Genomic DNA, 17,605 nt, shown 5'->3' on the forward strand with positions numbered 1-17,605 from the left:
TTCCTCAAGCGCTTGCAGCGGCGTGAATCGCTTCACGGACCTGCTGGAACGTGCCGCAACGGCAGATATTGGTGATGGCGAGGTCGATATCCTCATCGGTCGGCTGCGGCACTGTCTCCAGCAGCGCTGCAACTGCCATGATCATGCCGCTCTGGCAGTAACCACATTGCGGCACATCATGATCGATCCAGGCCTGCTGCACCTTGTGCACGGCCCCCTCGGACGCAAGGCCCTCGATCGTCGTGATCTGCTTTCCGATCGCCTCACTGAGCGCCATGCTGCAGGAACGGACCTGCTGGCCATCGACATGAACGGTGCAGGCGCCGCATTGGGCGACGCCACATCCGTATTTTGTCCCTGTCAGCCCGGCATTTTCGCGGATCGCCCATAGCAACGGCGTGTCCGGTTCTGCATCGATCTCGTAGGTTCGTCCATTGATCGTGAGGCTTGCCATCGCATTTCCCCGGGTCGTGGCGCATATCGCCGTTGCAGCAACCCTCCCCTGAAACTGGAAGAATTCCAAATCAAATGTTTGGTGACTGCGGCGCCCGAAGATTCCAGCGATGTCCCTGCCTTGCGGACGTCACAGTTACGTCACGCGGGATTTTCTGTTTGCTGACGCTCTATCACCGCGGGTCGAACACAATGCGATCATGCAAGGAAGATTGCCATTGGCAAAACCGGGCACCGCCGTGTGCAGAACATCGCCGATTCGCTGTCGCGATTTACTTGGTGAGAGTTGCGCGGAACACGGGATGATAGCCGTGCGCCGCTCGACGCGCTGTGGCCGGGTTGGTAAGCCCTCTCTACAAGGAGACCTGAGTCGAGACATGACCGTTGCGATCGAGATGGGGCATACGACGTCAGGCGCCCCGGCGGCTCTGGACCTTGAGGAACTGCTGGCGACGCGCCTGCTCGTACAGGGCAATTCGGGTTCCGGAAAATCGCATCTGCTGCGCCGGCTGCTCGAACAGAGCGCCCCATGGGTGCAACAAACCATCATCGACCCTGAAGGCGATTTCGTCTCGCTGGCGGAGCGATTCGGTCATCTGGTGATCGATGCCGAGGCGCATACCGAACGCGGGTTGCAGGTCGCCGGCGAGCGCGCGCGCATGCACCGCGTCTCCACAGTGCTCAATCTCGAAGGGCTGGATGCCGAGAATCAAATGCGCCGCGCCGCCGCCTTTCTGGGCGGGCTGTTCGACGCGCCTCGCGACCATTGGTATCCGATGCTCGTGGTGGTGGACGAGGCACAGCTGTTCGCCCCGGCCGTTGCCGGCGAGGTGTCCGACGAAGCCCGCAAGCTATCGCTCGGCGCCATGACCAACCTGATGTGCCGCGGCCGCAAACGTGGCCTTGCCGGCGTCATCGCGACACAGCGACTGGCGAAGCTCGCCAAGAACGTCGCGGCCGAAGCGTCGAATTTCCTGATGGGTCGCACCTTCCTCGATATCGATATGGCACGCGCCGCCGATCTTCTCGGCATGGAGCGACGGCAGGCCGAATCCTTCCGCGACCTCGAGCGCGGCCAGTTCATGGCGCTGGGTCCCGCCCTCTCCCGTCGTCCGCTGGGCCTGCGCATCGGTGTCACCGAAACAAGTCCGCGCAATGCGACCCCACGCCTGATGCCGCTGCCGGAAGCGACACTCGACGACGTCCGCGCCACTATTCTCGCAGCGCCCCCGCCGGAGCCGGCCCGGCCGCAGCGCCGCGCACCGTCATCGCCGGATCTGCTTGGCCAGCTCATGGCGGCGAAGTCCGCAGCGCTGGAAATTCGGCCGGACGTAGCGGAGACGCCGATCAGCGCCGAGGAACTGGCCGAGCGGCGCATGCGCGTCGACCGCGTGTTGCAGGCCTTGATGGCCGAGCCCGATGCAGGCTTCCGGGTGGTTGGCGTGCTCTATCAGGAATTCGTGGTCCGCTGCCGCATCGAGGGTCTCGGTGCCGCCGTGCCGGACCTCGACGACTTTCGCCGCATGCTGACGCGCGCCCGCGCCGGGCTCGGCTCCGACATTACAGAAGATGACGGGTGGCAGGACGTCTCGGTCCGCGCCTCGATCCTGCCTGAAGATATGCAGGGCGTTTTCATGATGATCGCCCGCGCCGCCAAGGAAGGCTGGCCCTGCCCAAGCAATGCCGCGATCGCCCGCGCCTACGGCTCGCATTCGCTGCGCCGTGCACAGCGCCTGCTGAACTATATCGAGGAGCAGGGCCTCATCGTGTGCCAGCTTGATGGCGCCGGTCGGCGCATCGTGACGCTGGTCGAACTGGCGTGGGCTACGGCGCCCGGCGATCCCAATGCCGAGGAAGCTGCGGCCGAGCAGGCCTGAGCCGTTTCAGTCCGCCGAGAAGCCGAACGGAACGTTCAGCGTCCTGAAATCATCGGGCAACAACTCGCGCCCGATCGGAAGCGCCGAACGCGCGGCGCAGCGCGGACGGTGACAGACACGGCATGCGACGCCGATCGGCGTGGGCGCATCGGCGCGCGGCGCCGCCGCGTCGCGCGTATAGATCAACTGGCCCGCATATTCGGCTGCGCAACCGATCGCGATGGCGCGCTCGACACGTTGTGCACCGTAAGCACCACCGCCGGCGGTGACGGTACGGGCAATCGAGAAGAAGCGCTGTCCGTCCGGCAATTCCAGCCACTGTGTAACGATCTGGCGCGGCGTCCGGAAGACATCGTGCACCGACCACAGCGGGCATGCACCGCCATGTTTCGCAAATGGAAAGCCCGCGCCATCGAGCAGCTTGGAAATATTGCCGGCGGGGTCGACGCGGATCAAAAAGAACGGAACCTTTTCCGCGCCCGGCCGCTGCAAGGTCGTGACGCGATGCGCCGTCTGCTCGAAGCTGGCGCCAAATTGGCGCGCCAGCGCTTCGAGATCATAGCGCCGCGTCTCGGCGGCGCGCGCAAAGGCCGCATAGGGCATGATCAATGCCGCAGCGGCGTAACCTGCAAGCGCACGGCGCGCCAGAAGTTCGGCGCTCTTGGTGGTGAACTGGCCGTCTTCGAGCGCGGTGCCGATCTCGTTTTCCATTTCGAGATAGACGAGTTGCTGCGCTAGCTGGAAATTAAGACTGGCGGTGTCGAGCGAGTCCTCAAGTAGTAATTGTTTCCGATGCAGATCCAGTCGTCGCACAGAGCCGAGCATGACGTCTGGCGGTAGATAGCGCACTTGCAGCTTGTGCCGGGTCTTGAGGCGCTCGACAAAGCCGCTCGGGCCTGACGTCGCCTGCACAAGACGCTCGGCCGCGTCATCGAGACCCGCGAAATTGTTCCGGCGTGCGGCGAGAAAACGCCGGACCTCGGCGACGGGATCGTTGGCATCATAGCCCTCGCTACCCGCTTGCAATGCACCGCCCGCGAGCGCCGGCGCGCGTCGGTCCGCCAGCGCGAGTTGCTCCTCGCGATAGGCCGTGTAGAGGCGCAGAAAAGCCTCGGCCATGCCGGGATAGCTCACCGCGAGATCGCTGATTTCGAGCGCAGGGATATCGATGTCCGAGAACATCGGCTCTTTCAGGATCGACTGCATCCGCGCCGTATTGTCGGCACCGCCATCGCCGGCGAGATCGGCGAGATCGATCGTGTAGGTGCGCGCCAGCCGAAGCAGCATGTCGGCCGTCATCGGCCGCTGGTTGCGCTCCAGCAAAGCGACATAAGGGGCCGAAATTTCCAGATCGGCCGCCATATCAGCCTGGGTCAGGCCCAGATCGCGCCGAAGCCGCCGGATTCGCGGCCCCATGAACACCGAACGACCTGCCGAGGCGGCCATCGCACACTCCAATACCTTGTAACTACTTTACAGCCTTACGTCTTCAATTTGTAAAGTATGACAAGTTATCTGCGTTCCGTCTAGCGGCTGGCGATCCCGCGCTTACAACCAAGGACAGGTTTTCGTCAGCCAAAGGAATCGAGAAAATGAACTTCCAGCCACGCGGGATCAGCAACCAGACCATCCTCGGCACAGGCTCCTATCGGAGCGAAGTCGAGGCGGCGTCGGCGCTGCTCAAGACCAAGGACACCTGGAACGGCGTGACCGCCGAGGCCGTCGCACGCATGCGCCTGCAGAACCGCTTCAAGACCGGTCTCGACGTTGCACGCTACACGGCATCGCTGATGCGTGCCGACATGGCCGCCTATGATGCAGACACCACCAAGTACACCCAGTCGCTCGGCTGCTGGCACGGCTTTATCGCGCAGCAGAAGCTGATCTCGGTCAAGAAGCATTTCGGCACCACCGACCGCACCTACCTGTATCTCTCGGGCTGGATGATCGCGGCGCTGCGCTCGGAATTCGGCCCGCTGCCGGATCAGTCGATGCACGAGAAGACTTCGGTCCCGGCTCTGATCGAGGAGCTCTACACCTTCCTTCGTCAGGCTGACTCGCGCGAGCTCAACGACATCTTCCGCAGCCTCGACGCCGCTCGCAAGGCTGGCGACAAGGCAAAGGAAGAAGAACTGATCAACAAGATCGACAACTTCCAGACCCACGTCGTTCCCGTCATCGCCGATATCGATGCCGGCTTCGGCAACGCTGAAGCGACCTATCTGCTCGCCAAGAAGATGATCGAAGCCGGCGCCTGTGCGCTGCAGATCGAGAACCAGGTCTCGGACGAGAAGCAGTGCGGCCATCAGGACGGCAAGGTCACCGTGCCGCACGAGGTCTTCCTCGCGAAGATCCGCGCCTGCCGTCACGCCTTCCTCGAAATGGGCGTCGAAGACGGCATCATCGTCACCCGCACCGACTCGCTCGGCGCTGGCCTGACGCAGCAGATCGCTGTCAGCCACAAGCCCGGTGACCTCGGCGACCAGTACAACAGCTTCCTGGATTGCGAAGAAATCGATGCTTCAAAGATCGGCAACGGCGACGTCGTCATTACGCGTAATGGAAAGCTGATGCGCCCGAAGCGTCTTGCCAGCAACCTGTACCAGTTCCGCGAAGGCACCGGTCAGGACCGCTGCGTCCTCGACTGCATCACCTCGCTACAGAACGGTGCCGACCTTTTGTGGATCGAAACCGAGAAGCCGAACATCGAGCAGATCGCCAAGATGGTCGATCGCGTTCGTGAGGTGATCCCGAATGCGAAGCTGGCCTACAACAACTCGCCGTCGTTCAACTGGACGCTCAACTTCCGTTGGCAGGTCTATGACGCGATGAAGGAAGCCGGCAAGGATGTCAGCAAGTACAACCGTGCCGAACTGATGAAGGTGGAGTACGACAGCACGCCGCTGGCTGTCGAAGCCGACGAGCTCATCCGGACGTTCCAGGCTGATTCAGCCAAGCGCGCCGGCATCTTCCATCACCTGATCACGCTGCCGACCTATCACACGGCTGCGCTGTCGACCGACAACCTCGCCAAGGAGTATTTCGGCGAACAGGGCATGCTGGGCTACGTGAAGAACGTCCAACGCGCGGAAATCCGTCAAGGCATCGCCTGCGCGAAGCATCAGAACATGGCTGGTTCGGACATCGGCGACGAGCACAAGGAATACTTCGCCGGTGAAGCAGCCCTGAAGGCGGGCGGCGCGCACAACACGATGAACCAGTTCGGCTAATCGTTACGGTTCAGCTCATCGTAAAACCAGCCCGGGGTCCCATCAGTCCCCGGGCTGATGTCGTTGTCGGTGTTCAAATGCCGAACGACTGCCTCACCGACAGGCAAGGCGCCGGCCTCCATTCCGGTTATCCCTGTCGGCGCAGGAAGCCGGTAATCGTGACGGTCTGCCAGATGCCGGCGGCAAAGAACGGATCGGCGTGATGAAATTTCTCAACCGCCGCGCGATCAGCGGCCTTGACGAGAAACAGACTGCCAATCATGGTCTGGCCGTCATCGGCTGTCAGCGGACCGGACATGACGATCGTCACGTCATAGGTCGAGGTGTCGGACAAAAAGGCCTTGTGAGCCTCGTAGTGAGACAAGCGCTTGTCGAGCGCGCCGACATGATCGACGGCATGGATGGCAAACAGCATAAGTAGCTCCTGAAAAGCAGAAGACGGCCGCCGACCTGCGGCGACCGTCCTGATGGCAACAGATGTTATTTGGTGCCGAGCTTCGCAGCCTCGTCCCAGCTCGGGCAGGTCCGCGATTCCAGCGGCACATCGTAGGGCTGATAGTTCTCCTTGCCAATCACCGTGGGCTTGAGAACGATCTCGGTGATCACCGGCTCGTTACGTAGCGAGCGAATGGCGATCATCATGCCGAGGCATCCCTGCATGAAGCCATTGTAGTCGCCGCTCGCCAGCAACTTCCCGCTCTTGATCGCGTCGATCGCCTCCTTGGTGCCATTGACGCCGATGACCTGGGCCTTGCGATTGGCACCGTCGAGCGCCTCGATCGCGCCGATCGCCATTGCGTCGTTGGCGGCCAATACGCCGTCGATCTGGGTATTCGATTGCATGAGATTCTCCATGACCTGGAGCGCCTGCAGCCGCTGATAATTGCCCGGCTGCGACGCAAGCAGCTTGGCCCCCGGGTTTTCCTTCAAGGCATCGTTGAAGCCGCGGACGCGGTCGATGCTCGTCAAGGATCCTTTGACGCCCTCAATGATCACGAAGTTGCCCTTGCCGCCCAGCGTCTTCAGCAGATAGCGCCCGGTCTCCAGACCCAGACTGTAGTCATCGGCGCCGACAAAGGCGACAAACTTGCCACCGGCGGAACGATCGGTCACGTTGACCACCGGGATCTTTGCGTCATTGATTTTCTCGACACCGGGGACCATCGCCTTGTAGTCGACCGGGATGAAGACGATCGCCGACGGCTTCTTCACCACCACGTCCTCAATCTGGCTGAGCTGCTCCGGGATGCTGTCCGGCTTGGTCGGGATATAATGCAGCGTCTTTGCCTTCATCGCCTTGGCGGCTGCGTCGGACCCAACTCGTACTGTCTGGAAGTACGGATTGGTCTGGTTTTTTGTAAACACCGCGATCGTCTCGCCGTCGGCGAACGCGTGGGATGAGAGTGATGTCGTCAGAAGCAGTGCAGCAAGCGCGCCATAGGCTTTCTTCATATTCGTTCCCTCCGTTTGTTTTTTAAGATCGAACACTTACGCCGCACGGCGCCGTGTTTTCATATCCAGCCATACTGCCAGAATGACGATGACGCCGGTCACCAATGGCTGCCAACTCGCGTTGACCGACAACAGGTTCATGCCATTGAGGACCAGGGTCAAAATGAGTGCGCCGACGAACGTGCCGAACACCGTTCCGAGACCGCCGAACAGCGAGGTGCCCCCGATCAGAACCGCGGCAATCGCCGGCAGTGTCAGGCTTTCGCCGATGTCGGCTTCGGCAGAGTTTAGTCGCGCAAGAAAGATGATCGACGCGAGCCCGGCCATTGCGCCCGACACTGTGTAGACCAGCAGAAGCCGGCGAGCGACGGGAATGCCTGACAGCCGCGCGGCGACGGGGTTGGCGCCGATGGCATAGATTTCCTGTCCCCACGTGGTGCGCTGCGCGAAAATGGTTCCGATGGCGAGGAAGACCAGCAACAGATAGACCGGGATCGGAAGGCCGAGAAAATAGCCGCTGCCGATCTGACGAAAGCCAGCCGGGAAGCCGTGCATGGTCTCTCCGCCCATGTACCAGTAAGTGATGCCGTGCAGCACCCACAGCATCCCGTAGGTCGCAATGAAAGATGGGATTCGGAGCGCCGTGACCATCACGCCGTTCAGCATCCCCACCGCGCCACCGACGCCGATGCCTGTCAGTACCCCCAAGGTCGGCGAGCCCGTCTGATGAATCACCGTTCCGGCAATACAGGCGGAAATGGCGACATTGGCACCAATCGAAAGGTCGAGGCCACCTGTCAGCACCACCAAAGTCAGACCCGACGCAATGAAGAACAGCAGACTCGCCTGACGCAGGACGTTGAGGATGTTGCCGAGACTGAAGAACGAGTTGGTCAGGATGGTCAGCGCCGCGCAGATCAGAAACGCGGCGAGCAGGCGATAGAATACCTGGATCATCTCGTCGGAGAGCAACATTCTGCCGCCTGTGATCGGCTTTGAGATATCGGTCATGATCGGCTCCGCAATCCATCGACGAACAAGGCTGCAATCACCAGCAAGCCGACGCTTGCCACCTGAATCGAAGACGGCAGCGCCAGCAGATTCAATCCGTTTCGCAACACGCCTACGGTGACCACGCCGAGCAAGGTGCCGAGCAGCCAGCCATTGCCGCGTTCGAACGACGTACCGCCGACGGCAACCGCAGCGATGGCATCGAACTCAAGACCGAGGCCAGCAGTCGGATGCCCGGAGTTCATGCGCGCGGTCATCAGGAGACCGGCCAGACCGACCATGGCGCCGCCGAGCGCGTAGACGAGGATCAGCAAGCGTCGGGCCGAGATGCCGGCGAATTCCAGCGCTTCACGGTTGCCGCCGAGTGCGAAAATGTAAGTCCCGAAACGCGTGTGGTAGAGCAATCCATGGAAGGCAAGGTAGCTTCCCAGCGCCAGTACGATCGGAAGCGGAACGCCGGCAAGCGTTCCGGAATAGACGCCCCGAACGGCGGCCGGCATGCCGACGACGCTCTGGCCATCGCTGACGATCAGCGAGAGTCCCTGCGCCATGCCAAGTGTTCCCAGCGTGGCGACAAAGGGCGGAATACCGACAACGGCCACCAGCCAGCCGTTGACCGTCCCGAACAAGATTCCAACGGCCATTGCCGCAAGCAGACCGAGCAGCAGCGAGCCAGTGGCCAAGGCGACGATGGCGACGATCAGCGAGGTCAGCGTCAAGACCGCGCCCATCGACAGATCGAGACCTTCGGTCATGATGATCAGCGTCATCGGCAGCGCCAGCATCAGCAGGATCGTCGATTGGACGAGCACGTTGGAAATATTCGGCACCGTCAGGAAGCCGGGAGTCATCAGGCTGAAGACAACACATAGCAGCACCAGCATGACGGCAACGCCGGGAATCCGCTGAAGCGGATTGATGTTTAGTACCATCGCTTGTTCACGCATGATGCATCCCCAACCTCACGATGTTTTCCTCACTCAGTTCGTGGCGAGCCAGTTCACCCGCGATCCGTCCGTCGCACATGACATAGGCGCGATCACAGACGTGGCAGATTTCCGCCTGCTCCGACGAGATCATCAGCGCAGCGGCACCATCCGCGACCAGCCGGTCGATGAGCGCGAAGATCTCGGCCTTGGCTCCGACATCGATGCCGCGTGTCGGTTCGTCGAAGATGAACAGCTTGGCGCCGGCCGCCAGCCATTTGCCGATGACGACTTTCTGCTGATTACCGCCGGACAGAAGACCCACAGCCTGCTTGTCCGATGGGGTCACGATCCTCAACTGCCGGATCAGATCATTGGCAACCTGCCTGGATTTCCCCTGATCGAAGAAGCCACGCGGAAAGATCTTGCGTAGCGCGGAAACGATCAGGTTGTCTCCGACGGAGCGGATCAGAGCCAGACCTTCGGCCTTGCGGCTTTCCGGAATCAGCGCGAGCCCCAGTCTGGCAGCTTCGTCCGGACCACCGGATTTCTCCTGGCCGTCGAACAGGATCTGTCCTGCGGTCGCCTTGTCGGCTCCGAAGATGGCCCGCACCACTTCGGTGCGCCCCGAGCCGACCAGCCCGCACAGCCCCACGATCTCGCCTTGCCGCACCACCAGGTCGATGCCCGCAATGCCCGAGGCAGAGGAGAGACCCTTCACCTCAAGCATGACCTTGCCAGGGGTCTGGGCGAAGGTCCGTGGATAGCTCATATCGACGCTGCGACCGACCATCATCCGGACCAGATCGTCCGATGACACGGCACCGGGTTTCACTTCATCGATACGACGCCCATCGCGCAGCACCGTGATGCGGTCACCGAGCGAGAACACCTCCGCCATGCGGTGCGAAATGTAGATGATGGCGACGCCGTCTGCCTTGAGCCGCGCGATCAGTGCGAACAGCAATTCCGTCTCGCGATCGGACAGCGCCGCCGTTGGCTCATCCATCACGAGAATTCGCGCGCTCTGGCTGATGGCCTTTGCAATCTCCACCATCTGCTGCTGGGCGACGCCCAGCTTCTCGATCCGGATCGCCGGATCGATGTCGAATCCAATCGAATCCAGCACGCGCCTGGCATCGGCCAGAATTTTTTTGCGATCGATCGTGCCGGGAACACGTCCTGCCGGCTCGCGTCCAAGGAAGATGTTCTGCGCGATGTCGAGATAGGGGACGAGCGAGAATTCCTGGAAGATGACGGCGATGCCGAGCTTCTGCGCATCGGCCGGCGACGCGATCTCGACTGTCTCGCCGTTGTAGTGGAACGAGCCGCTATCGGCGCGATAGGCCCCGCACAGTACTTTCATCAGACTCGATTTGCCTGCTCCGTTCTCGCCGAGCAGCATGTGCACCTCGCCTGGCCACACCGAGAACGACACATCGTCGAGTGCCTTCACTCCCGGGAATTCCTTGGAGATGCCGCGCAGTTCGAACAGCGGCGGCGCCGCCTGAACAATCGACATGGCCGCCTTGGACTGAGCGAGCTGCGTCATGCCAGCACCGGTGCATTGGGCAAGAAGATCTTGCCGGGGTTCATCATGCCTTTCGGATCGATCGACGCCTTGATGCCACGCATGATATCGACGGCGTCGCCGAGCTCGTCCTGGAGGAATCCAATCTTGCCGGTACCGATGCCGTGTTCGCCGGTGCAGGTGCCCTCCATCGCGATCGCCCGCGCCACCAACCGGGCGTGCAGCGCCTTGGCACGCGCGACCTCGTCGGCATTGTCCTGATCGATTAAAATCAGCAGATGGAAATTCCCGTCGCCGACATGGCCCACCACGGGCGCGATCAGTCCATTGGCATCGATATCGCGGCGGGTTTCAGTCAGACATTCCGTCAGCCGTGAGATCGGCACGCAGACATCCGTGATCATTGCCTTGGCGCCCGGCTTCAGGCTGAGACCCGCATAGAGGGTGTTGTCGCGGGCATGCCACAGCTTCGTCCGGTCTTCGGCGGCCCGCGCCCATTGGAAGCCCTGGCCGTCATGTTCGGCAGCGATCGCCTCCGCCAGTTCGGCCTGCTCCGCGACGCTCGCCTCGGTGCCGTGGAATTCAAAGAACAGCGTCGGCGCCTCGCGATAGCCAAGTTTGGAATAACCATTGATGCCGCGCATCATGACTTCATCCAGCAGTTCCATCCGCGCGACCGGAATGCCCGACTGGATCACTTCAATCGCGGCATCGATGGCCTGATCGAGCCGCCCGAAGCTGCAGACGGCCGACGAGATCGCCTGGGGCCAAGGATGAAGTTTCAGGGTGATTTCGGTGATGACGCCGAGGGTGCCCTCGGAGCCGACGAACAGCCGGGTAAGATCGTAACCGGCAGACGACTTGCGCGCACGCTGGCTGGTGCGGATCACCCGTCCATCCGGCAGCACGACTTCGAGCGCCAGCACATTGTCCTTCATGGTACCGTAGCGGACGGCCATGGTCCCGGACGCGCGCGTCGAAGTCATGCCGCCGATCGACGCATCGGCGCCGGGATCAATCGGAAAGAACAATCCGGTGTCGCGCAGATGCGCGTTGAGCTGCTTGCGGGTGATGCCAGGCTGCACGACGACATCGAGGTCTTTGTCATGCACCCGGAGCACGCGATTCATCCGCGCAAAATCGATACAGACGCCGCCAGCCACCGATGCCGCATTGCCTTCAAGCGAGGTGCCCGCGCCGAATGGAACGACCGGCATGCCGAGTTCGCCGCAGAGTTTCACGATCTCAGCGACTTCCTGCGTGGTCTCCGGAAACACCACGACGTCCGGTGGACGACTGGCGTGATAGGCCTCGCTGCGGCCGTGATCATCGAGCACGCCGCGCGCGATCGTCGCGCGCGCCCCAATGATCTCGTTCAGACGGACCACGGCCGTCTCGGCGCTCACTGGCGCTCCCATAGCATCCTCCCCTTCCATATCAGCGCTCAGGCTCTGCGGCCCGTGATGCGCATTGTTAGCTAGACAGCATGCGCCTTGTTGGCGTCTGGCTTCAAACCGAAATCGTAATTCAAATGATAGTAAGGCGTGTTCTGCATGCGCCCGTCGGGAGCTTCGCCGGCATCTTTGCGGGCGAATTCGCGAATGAGCGTATCTTTGACGCCGAAGACGACGTCGGAGTCGAGATACTTGTCGCCCGCGACGAACACATGCGTCACCAGTTGTTCGAAGTCAGGCGCCGAGATCATGAAGTGAACATGGGCGGGCCGCCACGGATGACGCCCCTGAGCCGTGAGCATATCGCCGACCGGCCCGTCATGCGGGATCGGATAGGCCGCTGGCTTGATCGACCAGAACCGGAAACGGCCCTCGGCATCGGCATGAAACCGCGCACGCATCGCCAGATCGCCGATCTTGTCGAGCTGCTGAACATCGTAATACCCGTCGTCGTCGGAGTGCCAGACGTCGATTGTCGCATTTGCGATCGGCTTGCCATCCGGCATCGAGACCGATCCCGTCACGATCATCGGATCGCCCTCCATGCCACCGGAGATGTCTTCGCCAAGCTTCTTCTCCGGGGCCGCCTGGACGAAGAACGGCCCGAGCACGGTCGTGTCCGTCACACCTTTTTCGGCACCATGATTGATAGCATCGACCAACATCGACACCCCGAGCGTATCCGAAAGCAGGATGAACTCCTGGCGCTTATCGTCGCACATGTGACCGGTACGCGTCAGGAATTCGATGCCCTGCTCCCATTCCCTCTGGGTCGGCCGAATCTCCCGGACTAAGGCATGCAGATGGCGTACCAGCGCCTCGCTGATCTGTCTGATCCGCGGCTGGCCGGCATCCGTGATGCGATCCAGCACGGCGTCGGTGATGGTGTTCTCGTTGAAATTCCGCATGGCCTCCCTTCACCCAAGCTTCGGCTCGCCGAGACCCGACAGTCGCTCGACATGGCGCACGGTGGCGATGAAATCGGATTCGCCATCTCCTTGCGCAACAAGCGATCCGTAGATTTCTCGCACCTGCGCTGCGAGTTGCAGCGGCACGCCGACGTGATGGCCGGCCCCGATGATGAGGTCGAGATCCTTGGCCATCTGCCGGCACGAGAAAGTAGACTCGAAGTTGCGCGTGGCCAGTGGCGGCGTCTTGTACTTGACCATCGGCGAGGCGACCGCACTATCATCCAGGACCTTGAGGATATCCGGCCAGGAGATGCCGCCCTTGCGCGCCAGCGCGAGACTTTCGGCCATCATTCCGGCGGACACCGCGATCATCAGGTTGACCGCGAGCTTGGCAAATCGCGCCTCTTCAGCCACGCCGAGATAGGTTTGCGCGCGTGTGAACGTCGCCAGCACCGGCTGAACCGCATCGAACGCGTCGCGCGGCCCCGACACGAAGCAGGTCAGCGCGCCGGTATGCGCGATCGCTGCATTGCCGGACACCGGAGCGCGCAGATAGGCAATACCCGTTGCCTCCGCCGCGACACCAACCTCCGCTGATATTTCGGCGCTGACAGTGCTCGTCTCGATCAGAACCGCACCACGTGTCAGCTTGTTCAGCAAGCCGTCTGGTCCGAGCACCACGGAACGCAACGCCGCATCGTCGGGCAGCGATGTGAAGATGATCGAGTGGTTTGCAGCGGCGTCCGCCGCGGAGTTAGCCGTCTGAAGCCCAAGCTGCTGTGCCAACACCAAGCGCTGCTGGCTTGGGTCGTAACCGGTGACACGGATACCGGCCTCCACCATGCGGCCGGCAATCGGCAAGCCCATCTTGCCAACACCGATCCAGGCGACGGCCTGTGCTTGATCTCTCGACGGGGTTGTCATGCCGCTTTCTCCTGACGTTCGATCTCGGAGACGATACGCATGCCTGATCGCTCGAGTTCATTCTTTTTGTGGTCGAGGTTCTCCGCCAGCAGGTGTCCGCCTCGCTTGCGCCAGATGCCGTCGATCATGACCGCCTCGACATTGGCGATGCTGGACTGCATCAGGACCGTAGAAACCGGATCATGGACCGGCCAGAGGTTGAGGTCGGTGGCATTGATGACGACCAGATCCGCCTTCTTGCCCGGTGTGAGCGAACCGATGGTGTCTTCACGCCCGAGCATGCGAGCGCCCTCGATGGTGATCCAGCGCAAGGCCTCACGCGTCGTGATCGTCGTGGCAGCCGGGATGGCGCCCGTGGCCCGCCGGCTCTCGGCGTTGTCTAGCGCACGCTGCATCGAAAGTGCGATGCGGCCAACGCTGAACATGTCGCCGGGCAGCACCGATTCCAGATCGACCCCGAGCGATGGCCGCGATCCCAGCTTCAACAGCCGCCCGGTGATCGGGTAGCCGTGGCCCTGATTCATTTCATTTTCTGGCGTGACCGAGAACGACACGCCGAGATCGACAAGCTGATGCAGCAGATCGTCGGGAAGATCGTTGCCGTGCACGATGTTGATGCCGGGACCGACCAGACCGGCTGCAATCAGCTTCGCCCAGCCACCCGGCGTCTTGGCCGGGCCTCCGCCCTGATGCATCGAGGCAATCAGATCGAACTCACGCGCCAATTCGAAATCATGGATGGCAACATCCATGGTCGAATAATGCGGGCCGAGAATCGCGAGCCCGAGCGTGACGCGATCACTGCGGCTAGACAGTGCCCCTGCCAGGAAGCGCTCGACCTCATGGCGCGGATGCGGAACCTCGGAGAAGTGCGGCTGCCCCGGCGCCGCCTCCGGCTTCGGCGAGCCGTGAAAGAAGGCGGCACGGATGCCGCTCTCTTTCAGCGCCGCGACGGCGCTATCACTATGCGCAGGCGTTGGGTTGTTGTGACACCAGTCAACCAGCGTGGTGGTGCCGCAATTGATCTGGTTCAGCGCGCCCATCAGCGTGCCGATATGGATATCCTCGGGACGAAAGACCGTGGCCAGTCCCGCATGCATCCGGCGGAAATATTCGGGAAGCGTCCAGTTCGCGGAGAAGCCGCGCAAGGCGGTCTGCCACGTATGCATATGCGCGTTGACAAGGCCCGGAATGACGATGCGACCACGACCATCGACGATCTCCGCATCACCGGCATCGAGGCCCGGCCAGATGTCGACGATGCGATCGCCATCAACCAGCAGGTCGGCTTGCGCGAGATCGCCGATCGTGTCGTCCATTGTCAGGATCGTGGCGGACTTGATGAGCGTGCGCGTGGCCGTCATCGCAACGCCTCCGCTACGACCGGAGGTTCGCCCGCCCAGGCCCGCGCGATCAGATCGCGGATGGCATCGCGTTCCAGCGGCCGCGGGTTCCAGTAGGCATTGCTGACGGCAAGGTCGGCGGCGCGTTCGATGCCGTCCTTCGGCATTCCCAGATCGCGCAGCGCGACTTTGGCGCCAAGTCCCTGCGTAAGATCGAACAGTCCCTGCGCGGCCTGTCCGGCGCCAAGCGCGCGCGCGACGCGAGCCGCCGCAACTGGCACGGCGGGAGCATTATAGGCCATCGCATGCGGCAGGATCACCGTGTGGGTTTCGGCATGTGGCAAATTGAACGTGCCGCCCAGCGTATGGCAGAGCTTGTGATGCAGACCCATGCCGACGGCGCCGAGACAGGCGCCGCACAACCAGGCAGCGCGCAGGGCATTATCGCGTGCCGCCGCGTTGTCCTCGCCAGCCGCAAGCTTCGGCAGCGCGCCGGCGAACAGGCGAATGCCCTCTTCCGCCATCAACGACACGACCGGATTGGCATCGCGCGCATAGAGCGCTTCGACAGCGTGAGCGATTGCATTGACGCCCGATGTCACGGCAAATGCAGGCGGCAATGTGCGCGTCAGGTCGACGTCGTAGATGACCGTTTCGGGGAGTATCTTCGGGCTCGATTGCGTGGTCTTCAGTCCCTCGCGGGTCTCACCCAGGATCGGCGTCATTTCGGACCCGGCATAGCTGGTCGGTACGACGATTTGCGGCAGGTCGGTCCGTAGCGCGATCGCCTTGCCTAGCCCGATGGTCGAACCACCGCCCACCGCGACGATGCCGTCGGCCTGCAGAGCCTTGACCTGCTGCATCGCAAGTTCGGTCACATCAACCGGCGTATGCATCACCGCACCGGCATAGACGCCCGCCGCTCTGTCACCGATCAGGGCGGCAATCTGCTCGCCGTGAGATTTCTGCTGGGCTGTCGTCAGAACGAGTGCGCGCTTAACGCCGAGTCGGTCGAGCTCAGCGGCCAGATCTGCCAGCCGTCCCGAGCCGAAGACGACCCGCATGGGCGCCGCCTGATAGACGAAGCTCTCCATCATTCCATCCCTCATCGTCGACGCCGTTAGGCGCCTCTGCTGCATTGCACCAAGGCATGCAGCGGATTTTCGCTACCATCATTCCCGTGCACACGTTTGTCAAGAAACTCTGCACACGTTTGTCAATTTGTGCAAGATGAGGCATTCTCACGTGATCGTTAGCGGATACGACGACGCGCGCGAGCAGGCTGGATGGCGATGCCCAAAAAAACCAAGAATACCAAGAAGACGTCACCCGCGCTTCAGGAGCGGTCGTCGCGTAAGACAATCATTGATGTCGCGAAGTGTGCTGGCGTCCATTGGTCAACGGTGTCGCGCGGGCTCAATCCCGAGAAGCGCCACCTGATCTCCCCAGAAATGATCGAGCGCGTCGAAGCTTGCGCGAAGAAGCTGGGATATCGGGCCAACGCCATGGCATCGGCGCTTCGGACCCAGCGATCTCGCACCGTCGGCGTTATTGTTTCGAACCTTGGTGACCCCGTCCATCCCCCCATAGTGCGGGCGATTGAGGACCGGTTCGCCGAGATTGGATACGTCACCATCGTCGGCAATACCGACAACCATCCGCTCAGGCAGGCCGCGCTGATCGATCGTTTCATCCAGCAAGGCGTCGAGGGGCTGATCGTCGCGACCTTCGAGCGAAACGATCCCGGCATCGCAGCCTGCGTCGAGGCGAATATTCCAGTCGTCGCGGTGTTTCGCGATCCTGAAAGCGAATTCATTCCGAGCGTCCGGGTCGACGACGCGAAGGCAATGGAACTGGCGGTTCATCATCTCGCCGAGTGTGGGCACAGGCAAATTGCTCATGTCGGCGGCCCGCAAAATGTGTCGACGGGTTACCACCGCTATCGCGGCTTTCGGCGCGCTTGCAAAGTCTTGGCTCAAGACGGAGTTGCGCCCACTGCCGTCTTCGGTGAGGCCTTTACGGTCGAGGAAGGCGAGTTCGCTTGCGAACGTTTGCTGACGGAGAACCCCAATATTACGGCGATTGTGGCTGGCAACGACATGCTGGCCGTAGGCTGCCTTCGGCACCTGAGAAACAAGGGCATTTCATGTCCCGGCAACATCTCGCTGGTCGGCATGAACGACATGCTGTTCATGGATGCGATAGCACCGGCGCTGACGACCATCAGTACACCGACTGCGGAACTGGGAACGCAGGCGTCTCACATCCTTATTGCGATGATCAAGGGAACGCCGGTTCAAAACGATCGGATCGTACTGAAGCCGGTTTTGCTTGCGCGGGATTCTGTCGCCGCGATCAAGCTGCCGACCAAGACGTTCGTCAGATTTTCTGACGCGGCCAAAAGAGAAGTCAGAATACGGCACCGACAAAGCTAAGCGAAACCTGACACACGCTGCCGCGGTGACATGGAAAGGTGCCAACGACCAATCCGAA

The 17,605-nt window shown here is 61.8% G+C and carries 15 protein-coding genes; 3 read left to right on the forward strand and 12 right to left on the reverse strand.

The genetic code is table 11. The annotated features are described in order from the left end of the window. Positions 1 to 4 precede the first annotated feature (4 nt). Entirely contained in the window at positions 5 to 454 is a 450-nt protein-coding gene (locus AB8B02_RS17495; RefSeq protein WP_093756882.1) for a (2Fe-2S)-binding protein, read from the reverse strand. Between the two features lie 376 nt (positions 455 to 830). Between AB8B02_RS17495 and AB8B02_RS17500 the strand changes: the two genes are divergently transcribed. Continuing rightward, complete coding sequence (locus tag AB8B02_RS17500; protein ID WP_439064695.1) at positions 831 to 2,330, forward strand: helicase HerA domain-containing protein; 1,500 nt, start codon at positions 831 to 833, stop codon at positions 2,328 to 2,330. 6 nt (positions 2,331 to 2,336) lie between these two features. On the opposite strand, the gene AB8B02_RS17505 is transcribed toward AB8B02_RS17500, so the two are convergent. Further along, positions 2,337 to 3,776, reverse strand: coding sequence for a helix-turn-helix domain-containing protein (locus AB8B02_RS17505; protein WP_439064696.1), 1,440 nt, complete (start codon positions 3,774 to 3,776; stop codon positions 2,337 to 2,339). A 146-nt stretch (positions 3,777 to 3,922) separates the two neighbouring features. On the opposite strand from AB8B02_RS17505, the gene AB8B02_RS17510 reads away from it, so the two are divergent. Further along, complete coding sequence (locus AB8B02_RS17510; protein ID WP_068734918.1) at positions 3,923 to 5,560, forward strand: isocitrate lyase; 1,638 nt, start codon at positions 3,923 to 3,925, stop codon at positions 5,558 to 5,560. Positions 5,561 to 5,687: 127 nt separating this feature from the next. Here AB8B02_RS17510 and AB8B02_RS17515 read toward each other — a convergent pair whose 3' ends face one another. The 10 genes from AB8B02_RS17515 to AB8B02_RS17560 form a co-directional block, all read right to left on the reverse strand. Next, the gene (locus AB8B02_RS17515; protein WP_439064697.1) at positions 5,688 to 5,975 is read right to left on the reverse strand and encodes a YciI family protein; all 288 of its coding nucleotides are present in this window, start codon (positions 5,973 to 5,975) and stop codon (positions 5,688 to 5,690) included. A 65-nt stretch (positions 5,976 to 6,040) separates the two neighbouring features. After that, positions 6,041 to 7,012 (reverse strand): sugar ABC transporter substrate-binding protein, encoded by a 972-nt coding sequence (locus tag AB8B02_RS17520; RefSeq protein WP_120293316.1) that lies wholly within the window; start codon positions 7,010 to 7,012, stop codon positions 6,041 to 6,043. Positions 7,013 to 7,048: 36 nt separating this feature from the next. Continuing rightward, on the reverse strand, positions 7,049 to 8,023 hold the full coding sequence (locus tag AB8B02_RS17525; protein ID WP_089265507.1) for an ABC transporter permease: 975 nt from the start codon (positions 8,021 to 8,023) through the stop codon (positions 7,049 to 7,051). After that, a complete protein-coding gene (locus tag AB8B02_RS17530; protein ID WP_439064698.1) occupies positions 8,020 to 8,970 on the reverse strand; it encodes an ABC transporter permease in 951 nt (316 codons plus the stop codon). The genes AB8B02_RS17525 and AB8B02_RS17530 overlap by 4 nt, the downstream gene beginning before the upstream one ends. Beyond that, the gene (locus tag AB8B02_RS17535; RefSeq protein WP_439064699.1) at positions 8,963 to 10,501 is read right to left on the reverse strand and encodes a sugar ABC transporter ATP-binding protein; all 1,539 of its coding nucleotides are present in this window, start codon (positions 10,499 to 10,501) and stop codon (positions 8,963 to 8,965) included. Before AB8B02_RS17535 ends, AB8B02_RS17530 begins: the two co-directional genes overlap by 8 nt. Continuing rightward, positions 10,498 to 11,898 carry an FAD-linked oxidase C-terminal domain-containing protein gene (locus AB8B02_RS17540; protein ID WP_439064700.1) on the reverse strand — a complete coding sequence of 467 codons (1,401 nt, stop codon included), beginning with the start codon at positions 11,896 to 11,898 and terminating at the stop codon, positions 10,498 to 10,500. Before AB8B02_RS17540 ends, AB8B02_RS17535 begins: the two co-directional genes overlap by 4 nt. A 59-nt stretch (positions 11,899 to 11,957) precedes the next feature. After that, the gene (locus tag AB8B02_RS17545; protein WP_439064701.1) at positions 11,958 to 12,842 is read right to left on the reverse strand and encodes an intradiol ring-cleavage dioxygenase; all 885 of its coding nucleotides are present in this window, start codon (positions 12,840 to 12,842) and stop codon (positions 11,958 to 11,960) included. Between the two features lie 9 nt (positions 12,843 to 12,851). Then, positions 12,852 to 13,769 (reverse strand): NAD(P)-dependent oxidoreductase, encoded by a 918-nt coding sequence (locus tag AB8B02_RS17550; protein WP_439059570.1) that lies wholly within the window; start codon positions 13,767 to 13,769, stop codon positions 12,852 to 12,854. Beyond that, the gene (locus tag AB8B02_RS17555) at positions 13,766 to 15,133 is read right to left on the reverse strand and encodes an amidohydrolase family protein (RefSeq protein ID WP_439064702.1); all 1,368 of its coding nucleotides are present in this window, start codon (positions 15,131 to 15,133) and stop codon (positions 13,766 to 13,768) included. The genes AB8B02_RS17550 and AB8B02_RS17555 overlap by 4 nt, the downstream gene beginning before the upstream one ends. After that, a complete protein-coding gene (locus AB8B02_RS17560) occupies positions 15,130 to 16,209 on the reverse strand; it encodes a maleylacetate reductase (protein WP_439064703.1) in 1,080 nt (359 codons plus the stop codon). Before AB8B02_RS17560 ends, AB8B02_RS17555 begins: the two co-directional genes overlap by 4 nt. A 189-nt stretch (positions 16,210 to 16,398) precedes the next feature. On the opposite strand from AB8B02_RS17560, the gene AB8B02_RS17565 reads away from it, so the two are divergent. Next, complete coding sequence (locus tag AB8B02_RS17565; protein ID WP_439064704.1) at positions 16,399 to 17,547, forward strand: LacI family DNA-binding transcriptional regulator; 1,149 nt, start codon at positions 16,399 to 16,401, stop codon at positions 17,545 to 17,547. Positions 17,548 to 17,605: the final 58 nt, after the last annotated feature.

The organism is Tardiphaga sp. 862_B3_N4_1 (assembly GCF_051811085.1).
GTDB lineage: Bacteria > Pseudomonadota > Alphaproteobacteria > Rhizobiales > Xanthobacteraceae > Tardiphaga > Tardiphaga robiniae.